The 10,399-nt window shown below is 70.2% G+C and carries 11 protein-coding genes and 1 pseudogene; 5 read left to right on the forward strand and 7 right to left on the reverse strand.

Annotated elements, in window-relative coordinates:
- The 4 genes and pseudogenes from M6444_RS01775 to M6444_RS01790 form a co-directional block, all read right to left on the reverse strand.
- A pseudogene (locus tag M6444_RS01775) lies at positions 1–261 on the reverse strand (DNA-binding protein); the annotation flags it as partial.
- Positions 262–282: 21 nt separating this feature from the next.
- Positions 283–966: a DUF3710 domain-containing protein gene (locus M6444_RS01780; RefSeq protein WP_298322334.1), complete on the reverse strand. Its 684-nt coding sequence runs from the start codon at positions 964–966 to the stop codon at positions 283–285.
- 5 nt (positions 967–971) lie between these two features.
- Positions 972–1,442, reverse strand: a complete 471-nt coding sequence (gene dut, locus M6444_RS01785) for a dUTP diphosphatase (protein ID WP_298322336.1) — start codon at positions 1,440–1,442, stop codon at positions 972–974.
- Positions 1,439–2,014 (reverse strand): PaaI family thioesterase, encoded by a 576-nt coding sequence (locus tag M6444_RS01790; protein ID WP_298322338.1) that lies wholly within the window; start codon positions 2,012–2,014, stop codon positions 1,439–1,441. Before M6444_RS01790 ends, dut begins: the two co-directional genes overlap by 4 nt.
- A 51-nt stretch (positions 2,015–2,065) precedes the next feature.
- Here M6444_RS01790 and M6444_RS01795 point away from each other — a divergent pair, with 51 nt between their 5' ends.
- On the forward strand, positions 2,066–2,530 hold the full coding sequence (locus M6444_RS01795; protein WP_298322340.1) for a DUF3093 domain-containing protein: 465 nt from the start codon (positions 2,066–2,068) through the stop codon (positions 2,528–2,530).
- 13 nt (positions 2,531–2,543) lie between these two features.
- On the opposite strand, the gene M6444_RS01800 is transcribed toward M6444_RS01795, so the two are convergent.
- A complete protein-coding gene (locus tag M6444_RS01800; protein ID WP_298322343.1) occupies positions 2,544–2,843 on the reverse strand; it encodes a DUF4193 domain-containing protein in 300 nt (99 codons plus the stop codon).
- A gap of 325 nt (positions 2,844–3,168) precedes the next feature.
- Between M6444_RS01800 and M6444_RS01805 the strand changes: the two genes are divergently transcribed.
- Both M6444_RS01805 and M6444_RS01810 read left to right on the forward strand, forming a co-directional pair.
- Positions 3,169–4,092, forward strand: a complete 924-nt coding sequence (locus M6444_RS01805; protein ID WP_298322345.1) for an ATP-binding cassette domain-containing protein — start codon at positions 3,169–3,171, stop codon at positions 4,090–4,092.
- Positions 4,089–5,285, forward strand: a complete 1,197-nt coding sequence (locus M6444_RS01810) for an ABC transporter permease (protein WP_298322347.1) — start codon at positions 4,089–4,091, stop codon at positions 5,283–5,285. The genes M6444_RS01805 and M6444_RS01810 overlap by 4 nt, the downstream gene beginning before the upstream one ends.
- Before the next feature lie 2 nt (positions 5,286–5,287).
- Here M6444_RS01810 and M6444_RS01815 read toward each other — a convergent pair whose 3' ends face one another.
- Together M6444_RS01815 and M6444_RS01820 are read right to left on the reverse strand one after the other, a co-directional pair.
- Positions 5,288–6,097 (reverse strand): inositol monophosphatase family protein, encoded by an 810-nt coding sequence (locus M6444_RS01815; protein WP_298322349.1) that lies wholly within the window; start codon positions 6,095–6,097, stop codon positions 5,288–5,290.
- A 46-nt stretch (positions 6,098–6,143) separates the two neighbouring features.
- On the reverse strand, positions 6,144–7,262 hold the full coding sequence (locus tag M6444_RS01820) for a ferrochelatase (protein ID WP_298322351.1): 1,119 nt from the start codon (positions 7,260–7,262) through the stop codon (positions 6,144–6,146).
- Positions 7,263–7,355: 93 nt separating this feature from the next.
- Between M6444_RS01820 and M6444_RS01825 the strand changes: the two genes are divergently transcribed.
- Together M6444_RS01825 and sepH are read left to right on the forward strand one after the other, a co-directional pair.
- Entirely contained in the window at positions 7,356–8,666 is a 1,311-nt protein-coding gene (locus M6444_RS01825) for a D-arabinono-1,4-lactone oxidase (RefSeq protein WP_298322353.1), read from the forward strand.
- 96 nt (positions 8,667–8,762) lie between these two features.
- Positions 8,763–9,863 (forward strand): septation protein SepH, encoded by a 1,101-nt coding sequence (sepH, locus tag M6444_RS01830; protein ID WP_298322355.1) that lies wholly within the window; start codon positions 8,763–8,765, stop codon positions 9,861–9,863.
- The last annotated feature ends 536 nt before the right edge of the window (positions 9,864–10,399 follow it).

Consider the following 10,399-nt stretch of genomic DNA (forward strand, 5'->3'; position numbering starts at 1 on the left):
GCCCAGCCATATCAGTGTCACCGAGTCCGAACCGTCGAACAAATCCGCTTCGAGCGCCGGTGTGTCCACCCGCGGCTGAAGCGTCACCGAGCGCAACGTTCCGCGCACCCGCGCGAGGGACCGTTCGGGCACCTCGGCCACCGCCTGACAGCCGGAGGAACGGGCGTCGTCACGCAACTCTTCGGCGTCGACTTCCTCGTCAGAGGCGGTCAACCGCGTCACGGCGTCCCACAGCCCGCGGCGGCCTGTGTGCACTCCCATACTCATCGAGCCTAGTCGGGCTCAAGCCTGCAGGGGCTCGCCGCCGCCCGCCCCGGACTGGCTGTCTGGCGGCGGCTTGAGGGTGATCACGTCCCCCGGCGGCATCGGCCCGGCGCCACGCACCACGACCACCTGGCGCACCAAGGCTGCAAGCTGCTGGAACACCGAGGCGTCGGTGGTGGCCTTGCCCAGGAACGTCGCTCGCAACATCCAGCGCGGGCCGTCGATGCCCGAGACCCGGGACGGCTGCAGGACCTGCTTGCCCTCGGGCGACTGGACCGGAACGACGAGGCGCATCTCGGTGCCGAACGGCCCCGGCGCCTCCTCGTGGCGGCCCCCGCGGCGCTTGGCGTCCTCGGCGATCTGCAGGCGCGTCTGCTCCCACAGGCCCGAACTCCGCGGCGCGGCCACGGCCACGAGCTGCACCGCCGCTTCGTCCACGGTGAGTACGACGCTGGTGGCATTGCCGCTGCGTTTGTCGACCTGCAGTTGCATCTTCATCCCGGCGACCGGCTTGATCAGCAACCCGCCGAGGTCGATACGCCCCCGGCGAGCTTCGTCCAGATCGACCTCCGCCGCGTCGTAGGGCCCGCCGCTGCGATCGGACTTGCCCACCGTCTCGAGTGCGGCTCCGGAGTCTTCGACCGGCTCCGGACCGTGATCCGGTGTCGATGCCTCATCGCCACGCCGCCGGCGTCGGAACACTTGGCTTACTTCCTTCCGTCATGAGTGGCCGAGGACGTCCCCGTCGACCCGTGTCCGCCGTCGCCCCGCGCCGAGCCGGGCAACTGGTCGACCTCGTGAAACACCGCGTGCTCCACGCGCTGGATCACCAGCTGCGCGATCCGGTCGCCGCGGGTGAACCTCGCGGCCGCACGCAGGTCGTGGTTGACCAACAACACCTTGATCTCACCCCGATAGCCGGCATCGACCGTCCCCGGAGCGTTGACGATGCTGACACCCAGCCGGTACCCCAGGCCCGAACGCGGGTGGACGAAAGCAGCGTATCCCGCGGGCAGGGCGATCGCGATACCCGTACCGACCATCGCCCGCTCCCCCGGTTCGACGACCACGTCACTCGTGGTCACCAGGTCGGCCCCGGCGTCACCCGGGTGCGCATAGCGCGGCAGCGGAACGTCGGGATCCAGCCGTCTGATCAGCACGTCGACCGATTCGGTCACGGGTTGACCTCCACTGCGCGTGCCGCCTGCCGGACGTCGTCGTGCTCCCGGGCCGCCGCGACGTCCTCGGGCCGGCCGTGCTCGGTGAAATGGGCGCCGTCGACGATGACGAACACCGCAGCAGCCGTGACACTCACCGGGCCGTGCTCGTCCCCCTCGCGGCCGGTGGCCGACATCCACAGCTTGCGCCCGGCCGCGCCGTCCACCTGGGCACGGATGTCGAGCGTCGTGCCGACCGGGACTGGGCGCCGGAAGTCGGTTTCGAGGTGGCCGGTGACCGCCGGCCGGCCGACCAGCCAGATCAACGACCCCAGGACCTCGTCGAAGGCCAACGACAGAATCCCGCCGTGCGCCAGTCCCGGCGCGCCTTGGTGGTCTTCGGTGACGGTGAACCGGCCGGAGACCGTCAACCCGGAGCCGGCCGTGACGACGACGTGCAACCCCGTGGGGTGCGCGGGCCCGCAGCCCACGCAGAGGCTGTAGTGCGAGGCGATCCGCTCGCCCGGCGCGGGCGCGTCGGGATGCCGCGGCGGCAGCGTCGCCGGTTCGCGCGCATGTCGTGGTCCGTTCACGAACGCTGACCCTACCGCCAGGCCGGCGACGCCTCGTGACACCCTGCTGGCGTGGAGAACTACCGCGAGCGACTCGCCGTGCCGGTCTCGTGGTGGCTGCTGCTCGGCGGGCTGGCTGCCTCGGTGTGGGTGGTGTATCACCACGCCTACGGCCCGTCCGTGTCGATCCCGGTCGGCCTCGGGCTGGCGGCCCTGGGCGCGGCTTTGCTGCTCACCTACGGCGCGCTGACCATCCGGGTGGACGATGCCGGGTTCAGGGTCGGGCGCGCGGTGCTGCCGTTGTCCGCCATCGGCGACGTGGCCGCTTTCAGCGGTCCGGCCGCACGGGCGGCCAGAGGGCACGACCTCGACCCCAGGGCGTTCACTGCGCTGCGGGGTTACGTCGACGGCGTGGTGCGGGTGCGCGTCGCGGACCCGGCCGACCCGACACCGTATTGGATCGTATCGACGCGCCGCCCCGAGCGGCTCGTGGCCGTGCTCGAGGCGGCGCGTCAGGGAACCGGAACCGGCGAGTGAGGGAAACGGCGGGTCAGGCCGCGCAATCGCGGCAGACCAACTGCCCGTTCTTCTCCTTCGCCAGCTGGCTGCGGTGATGGACGAGGAAGCACTGCGAACAGGTGAACTCGTCAGCCTGCCGCGGCAGGACTCGCACCGCGAGTTCCTCGTTGGACAGGTCCGCGCCGGGCAGCTCCATGGACTCGTTCAGTTCGGACTCGTCGACGTCGACGATCCCGGATGACTTGTCCATTCGGCGATTCTTCAGCTCCTCGAGCGAATCCTCGGAGAGCTCGTCGTCGGTCTTGCGTGGTGCGTCGTAATCGGTTGCCATGGTTGTCCCCCTCACTGGGCGCGATAGTGGTCCGTCGGTGGCATCGCCGGATCCCTTTTTGCTTCGGTGCCCCTTCGTAACGCACAAGCGTCCGTGGTTGTGCCCGCTCCGAGCGCCAGATTCTGCCCGATGCCGTCGAAGGGGCGAACACCGACCCACCGACCTATACCCCGAATCGCCCGCGGTATCGGTGGCCGATCCTGCTCGCGCGCCCTGGCAGTGGCACCATGTTCGTCGACGAACGCCGACGGTGTTTGTCGACGCTCGCCGCCATTCAGTCGGCGAACACCAGCGTTCGAAACCACACCCGAACCCGGGGGGACCCATGCTCGAGCTGGACCGGCTGTCGCGCAAATACGGCGACATCGTGGCGCTCGACGATCTTTCATTCACGGTCCGACCAGGGCAAATGTACGGATTCGTGGGCACCAACGGTGCCGGCAAGACGACCGCGATGCGCATCGTTCTGGGCGTGCTCGAGCCCGATTCCGGCGAGGTGCGCTGGCAGGGCCGCCCGGTGGACCGCGACGTTCGACGTGATTTCGGTTACATGCCGGAAGAGCGTGGCTTGTACCCCAAGATGCGCGTTCACGACCATCTGGTGTATCTGGCCCAGCTGCACGGTGTGGCGAAAAACACAGCGCGCCGGACCGCCGACGAGCTGCTGGGCCTGCTCGCTCTTAGCGAACGCGGCTCCGATCGGGTCGAATCGTTGTCGCTGGGGAACCAGCAGCGCGTGCAACTCGCCGCCGCGCTCGTGCACGACCCGTCCCTTCTCGTCCTCGACGAGCCGTTCAGCGGACTGGACCCGATGGGCGTCGACGCCATGGCCGCAGTCCTACGGGCACGCGTCGACGCCGGTGCCGCCGTGGTGTTCTCCAGCCACCAACTCGATCTCGTGGAACGGCTGTGTGACGGTGTCGGCATCATCCGCTCCGGCCGCTTGGTCGCCGACGGCAGCGTCGATCAGTTGCTGAGCCGGGCGCAGCAGCGATACCGGGTCGGTGTCGACGCCGCCGCGGGTTGGCCGCTGCAACTGAGCCTGCACCTGCCCGGAGCCGACCTCGTCGAGGACGATGGACACACCGCCGTGGTGGAGCTCAAGTCCGGTGACGACCAGGAGCTGCTCGACGCCGCACGCGCGCTGGGCCCGGTCCGGCTCTTCGCCCCCGTGCGGACGTCGCTGACCGAACTGTTCCGCGAAGCGGTGACCGACGACGGCTCCGCCGTACTCGAGGAGTCCGCATGAACCGGCGCTCGCTGTCGTTCCGCCAGGCCGCCGTGCTCGTCGCCCGGCGCGAGTTCGGGCAGCGCATCCGAGACCGCTCGTTCTTCGTGTCCACCGCCATCACGGTCGGCATCATCGCCGTCGTGGCCCTGCTGCCGCGGTTCACCGACCTCGGCGAAGACGCCTTCGACGTGGCGCTGCTGGGCGACGACGCCGCGCTCCGCGCAGCCGTCGAACAGCAGGCCGAGATCGCTGACGTCGACATCACGTTCGTCGACGTTGCCGCTGCCGACGAGGCCGAGCAGCTGGCGCTGGACGGCGACATCGACGCCTACGTCGACGGCGACTCGGTGATCGTCGAACGCTCGTTGGACGACGCGCTGCGGGTCGTGCTCGAAAACGCCTACAACCAGGCCGCGGGCCAGGCGGCGCTGACCGAGGCCGGCATCGATCCAGAACAGGTCGCCGCAGCCCTGAGCAGCGCCCGGCTGTCGACGGTCACCCTCGACCCCGACGCCGAGGAGCGCACCCTGCGCGGAACCATCGCCTTCTTCGGCTCGATGGTCTTGTTCGGCCAGCTCATCGGCTACTCGATGTGGGTGGCGATGGGCGTGGTCGAAGAGAAATCCAGCCGCGTGGTGGAGGTGATCCTCGCCTCGATCCCGCCCCGGGCGCTGTTGAGCGGGAAGATCGTGGGCATCGGATTGCTGGGTCTGTTGCAGCTGGTGCTCATCGGCGTCCTCGGCCTCGGTATCGCCGGCGCGGTGGGCCTGCTCGGGTTCAGCGCGGCCATGATCACGCCCGTGCTGCTCTCACTCGGCTGGTTCGTGCTCGGTTATGCCGCCTACGCGTGCCTGGCCGCCGCGGCAGCAGCACGGATCTCGCGCCAGGAGGAGCTGCAGAACGTCACGACCCCGGTCACGATGATGACGATGATCTCCTACTTCGCCAGCTTCCTGGCCTTCCTGAGCCCGGGCAGCACGCTGGTCGACGTCGTCAGCGTCGTCCCGCCGTTCAGTGCGCTGGTGATGCCGATCCGGATGGCTCGCGGTGACGCCGCGGCCTGGGAGGTCACCCTGTCGCTGGCGCTCATGCTCGCCTTGATCGCCGCGCTGATCGTGCTGGCCGCTCGCATCTACGAAGGCGCCGTGCTGCGTATGGGGTCGAAGGTACCGATGCGCGAGGCGTTGGCCGGCAGCCGCCGCCACCGCTGAACCTACGGCGTGTCGCGGTCCGCCCCGAGCCGCTCCAACAGCGAGCGCAACTCGTCCACGACGCCGGGTGCCGAGGCGAGCACCAGGTCCTCGCCCGGCGCAGCGCCGTGCAGTCCGGTGACCGTCGCGCCGGCCTGCTCGGCGATGAGCGCTCCGGCGGCGACGTCCCAGGGCTGGAGGCCACGCTCGTAGTACGCGTCGAGCCGTCCTGCCGCCACCGCGCACAGATCGAGTGAAGCGGCGCCGGCCCGGCGGATGTCTCGGACCACCGGCACCAACTCGAGCAGCACCGCGGCCTGCCTCGCCCGGCGCTGCGCGTCGTAGCCGAAGCCGGTCCCGACCATCGCCATACCGAGCTGGTCGCAGCCGGTCACGCTGATCGCGCGTCCGTCCAAGTACGCTCCGCCTCCCGCGGTGGCCGTCCAGGTCTCGCCGCTGGCCGGGTTGTGCACGACCCCCGCGACGACGACGCCGTCCACCCGCGCGGCGATCGACACCGCGTAGTGCGGTAGGCCGTAGAGGTAGTTGACCGTCCCGTCGATCGGGTCGACCACCCAGTCGACGCCGGAGCTGCCCGCGGTGCGCCCGTCCTCCTCCCCCAGGATGCCGTCGTCCGGCCGCGCCGCGAGCAAGCGGTCGCGGATGAGCGCCTCGGCCGCCGTGTCGGATTCGGTGACGACGTCGGTGGGCGTCGACTTGGTGGCGGCGACGTCCATCCGTTCCACCGCTTCGCGCCGCTGGTACACCATCGCCCCTGCTTCGCGGGCGGTCGTCTCGGCCAGGGTCAACAGTGCTGCGGGCTCCGCCGTCACGGTGAGCTCCTCGGGATCGTGGGTGGACGCCAACAGGACTGATCGATCAAGCGCTCGGGTGGGGCGGGGCGTCCTCGCCGCACAATGCGGGCAGCGGCTCGCGCAGGTTGGGGCAGCACCCGGCCGGGCACACGTCGGCGGACGGGCCGATCGGCAGTGCGCTGGCCCGCTCGACCGGCTCGCCGCGCTCCACGGCCGCCCGCTCGGTGAGCAGGTCGACCACGCCGGCGACGAAATCCGGGTGCGTACCGGCCGTGGCCGCCCGCGCGGCCTCGATGCCGAGGTCCTTCGCGGTGGCCAGCGCCTCGGTGTCCAGGTCGTAGGCGACCTCCATGTGGTCGGACAGGAACCCGATCGGGGCCAGGATCACCGCCCGAACGCCCTGCTCGGCCAGCGCGGCCAGGTGGTCGTTGACGTCCGGCTCCAGCCACGGCACCTCCGGTGGGCCGCTGCGTGAGCAGTAGACGAGGTCGTGCTCGTGCTCGACGCCGGTGCGCTCGGCCACCCGGGACGCCACCGCCTCGGCCACCGCCAGATGTTGCGCGACGTACGCCCCACCCGTGGGCCCCGACGTGTCGGACATCGCCGTCGGGATCGAATGGGTGACGAAGACCAGCCGAGCGGAGTCGGCGAGGTCCGACGGCAGGTCACCCAGCGCGCCGACGACACCGTCGGCGTTCGCGGTGATGAACCCTGGATGGTCGAAACACAACCGCAGCCGATCGAGCCGCGGCGCGCTCGGACCCACCTCGGCCACCGACCTGGCCAGGTCTTCCCGGTATTGACGACATCCGGAGTACGAGTCGTACGCGCTGGTCACGAAGACGGCGGCGCGGCGGATCCCGTCATCGCGCATCCGCGTGAGCTCATCGGTGAGGAAGGGGTGCCAGTTCCGGTTGCCCCAGTAGACCGGAATGGACAGCCCGGACTCGGCCAGCTGATGCTCCAAGCTGGCCACCAACGCCCGGTTCTGGGCATTGATCGGGCTACGGCCCCCGAAGTCGAAATAATGCTCTGCGACCTCGTGCAGCCGCTCGGGCGGCACGCCGCGGCCCCTGGTGACGTTCTCGAGGAACGGCATCACGTCCTCTTCGCGCTCCGGTCCGCCGAAGGACAGGACGAGCAGGGCCTCGTACGGGTCGACACGGTCTCGTGGTGCACTCACACCTACGATCCTGCCAATCTCCGCGGGCCAATGCACACCCAGGGCCACTTCGAAGCCCCTCGCCAGGCCGCCGGCCCGTGAGACGGTACTGCCATGACGTGGCAGAACTGGGCCCGCACCGTCCGTTTCGAACCGGCGGAGATCGTGCGTCCACGCGACGACGCCGAGGTCGCCGCCGTGGTCAAGGCGGCGGCGGCCGCCGGGCGCCGGGTCAAGGCGGTGGGTGCGGGACACAGTTTCACCTCGGTCGCGGCTACCGACGGTGTACAGGTCCGTCTCGACCACCTGCGCGGGCTGCGTTCGCTGCGGCCCGACGGCGTCCGCGGCGCCCGGGCCACCGTCGGCGCCGGCACGACGATCCACGAGCTCAATGCCCTGCTCGCGGCCCACGGCTACGGCTTGACGAACATGGGCGACATCGACGTGCAGACCGTTTCCGGCGCCATCGCCACCGGAACCCACGGCACCGGCCGGGGCTCGGCCTCCCTGTCGGCCGCGGTGACCGACCTGCGCATGGTCCTGCCCGACGGCACACTGATCGACGTCGGCCGGCACGACGACGGGTCTGGCGCCGAGCTGTTTCACGCCGCCCGGCTCGGTCTGGGCGCACTGGGGATCGTCACCGCCGTCACGTTCCGGGTGGAGCCGGCGTTCACGCTGCGGGCCGTGACCGAGCCGGCCCGCCTCGACGACGTCCTCGACAACGTGCCGTATCTGGCCGCTGACGAGGAACACTGCGAGTTCTATTGGTTGCCGTTCACCGGCGCGGTGCAGCTCAAGCGCAATCGGCGCACCACCGACCGGCCGAGCCGCCGCGGGCGGGTGGCCTCGTGGCTGGCCAACGAGGTCGTCGAGAACGCCGGGGTGGCCGCGGTGCAGCGGCTGAGCAGGGCTGCGCCGCAGGCGACGCCCATGCTCAACCGGGCCGCGAGCCGGCTCATCGGCCGGCGCACGTACGTCGACGACGCCCCTGCGGTGTTCACCAGCTCACGGCGGGTGCGCTTCCACGAGATGGAGTACGCCCTGCCGCTGGCCGCCGCTGCACCCGCGCTGCGCGAACTTCGGGACCTGACCGCCCGCGGGCCGTGGCGCATCGCGTTTCCGGTCGAGGTTCGCTTCGCTCCGGCCGACGACGTGTGGCTGTCGCCGGCCTACGGCCGCGACACCGTCTACGTCGCCGTGCACGCCTACCCGCGCACCGCCTACAGCGGGTGGTTCACCGCGGTGGAGCGGCTGTGGACGTCGTACTCCGGACGCCCGCACTGGGGCAAACTGCACACGATGGACGCCGGGTATGTTCGTGATCAGTACGACCGGATGGGTGCTTTCCTGGCGGTACGTGACGAGGTCGACCCGCACCGAACCATGGCCAACGGGTATCTCGATCGCGTCCTGGGCCGCTGAGAACATCGCCTGACCTGGACGTGCGGCGGCGTGGCGGCTTGGTTGCAGCCACCATCCGGGTGACGATGGTGCCAGTCGTGTGTAGGAGGTGTTGAGATGCGTGAACTGCGGCTGATGGCCGTCAGCGACGATGGCACGCATCTTTACCTCGCCGGACACGACGACGAACTGATGGCGCTGCGCGTGGACGACCGCCTGCACGCCGCGATCCGAGGCGACCGAGCGAGGTTGGGACAGTTGGATATCCAGCTCGAAAGCCAGTTACGTCCACGCGACATCCAGGCCCGCATCAGAGCTGGGGAGTCGCTTGACGCCGTAGCTGCGGTGGCAGGCATGCCACGAGACAAGGTCGAGCGATTCGCCGGTCCGGTCCTCGCCGAACGCGAGCACATCGCCGAGCGCGCTCGCCAGGCCACCGTACGCCGGCTGGGTGGCGACGGGCCGCCGCAGACCCTCGAAGCTGCCGCGAACGCCTCGGCCACCGCACACGGCACCGACCCGTCGCAGTTGGAATGGGATGCCTGGCGGCGCGAGGACGGGCGGTGGCTGGTCCAGTTCACGTGGGGTGAGGGTGAGGCGGACGACACCGCGCTGTTCTCCTTCGACCCGTCCGGTCGCTCGGTACAGCCGGAGAACGATCCCGCCCGCGTCATCGCCGGCGTCGCGCCGGTCGAGCCTGAACCCGCACCGGCACCTGCACCAGAGCCCGACGTGCCGGCCGGGCCGGCCCGGTTGTCGGTCGTCGAATCGCCACCGGCCGACGACGGCTCCGATGCGGTGGCGGGCGTCCCGCTCGCCGCCGGCGCACCGATCCATGAGCTGGCCCGGGCCACAGGTAGCGCGGACCATGACGACGAGCGTGAGCACACCGCGCCGATTCCGGCCGCCCGGCGCTCGCGGCGGGGTCAGCGCGGTAACCGGCCCGCCGAGCGGCGACGTCGCGAGCCCGAGCTGTTCAGCGAGCCCAGCGATCAGCCGGAAGCCGCCGACACCAGCGACGACGAAGCCACCAGCGAACGCCTGCGCCTGAGCGACATCGCCTCGCGGGTCGAGACCGAGGAACAGCCCGACCTCGCCCCCACGGCCGACCAACCCGCCCCGCCGCAGCGCAAGGCGTCCGGTGGGTCCAGCCGGTCCCGGCGCCCGAGCGTGCCCAGCTGGGACGAGATCATGTTCGGCCGCCGCAAGGGCGACTGACACTGCCCCGGTTCGGCCGCATCCGGAAAATCCACGAAGATTTTTCCGGTTCGATGTATCTGAGGCGCTCGCGGCGACTCTGTACAGGTGAACGCCCCAAAGCCACCAGAGGCGTTCCGCCGTCCGGAGACCTCCGGTCGTGCGCCGCGACAACTCGGGAGGCACGGGTGCACGATTCCAGCTCCGTTGCCTCCCTCCAGCCGGTTCGCGGCGCTGGCTCCACTTCGGACTGGCGGCGGGCCTTAATCAGGCTCCGCATCGTCGAGATCATCGCAGCCTTGCGGGGGGCAGCACTGCGATGATCATGAAAACGGGGGGTGACGGGAACGTGGGCGACGCACGACACGATGTCGTGCCCGGAGGCACGTCCCCGTCACCGACGGCGAGTCTTCATGAGGTCATATACTCGGTCAGGGCTGAAAGCGCCCTCTGCCGCCAGTCGACGACGACTTCTGTTCCGGCGGTTGTGGCAGAGTACCGGGAGTTCACATGGCCGACCTCTCCGTCGGTGAGCTCGTCCAGCACGCAGCCAAGGG

The organism is Haloactinopolyspora sp. (genome assembly GCF_027324685.1).
Classification (GTDB): Bacteria; Actinomycetota; Actinomycetes; order Jiangellales; family Jiangellaceae; genus Haloactinopolyspora.

Bases quoted from the DNA above. Each gene is read 5' to 3' on its own strand.
- M6444_RS01800 (WP_298322343.1), bottom strand. From the start codon at position 2,843: ATGGCAACCGATTACGACGCACCACGCAAGACCGACGACGAGCTCTCC.
- M6444_RS01805 (WP_298322345.1), top strand. From the start codon at position 3,169: ATGCTCGAGCTGGACCGGCTGTCGCGCAAATACGGCGACATCGTGGCG.
- M6444_RS01810 (WP_298322347.1), top strand. From the start codon at position 4,089: ATGAACCGGCGCTCGCTGTCGTTCCGCCAGGCCGCCGTGCTCGTCGCC.
- M6444_RS01825 (WP_298322353.1), top strand. From the start codon at position 7,356: ATGACGTGGCAGAACTGGGCCCGCACCGTCCGTTTCGAACCGGCGGAG.
- sepH (WP_298322355.1), top strand. From the start codon at position 8,763: ATGCGTGAACTGCGGCTGATGGCCGTCAGCGACGATGGCACGCATCTT.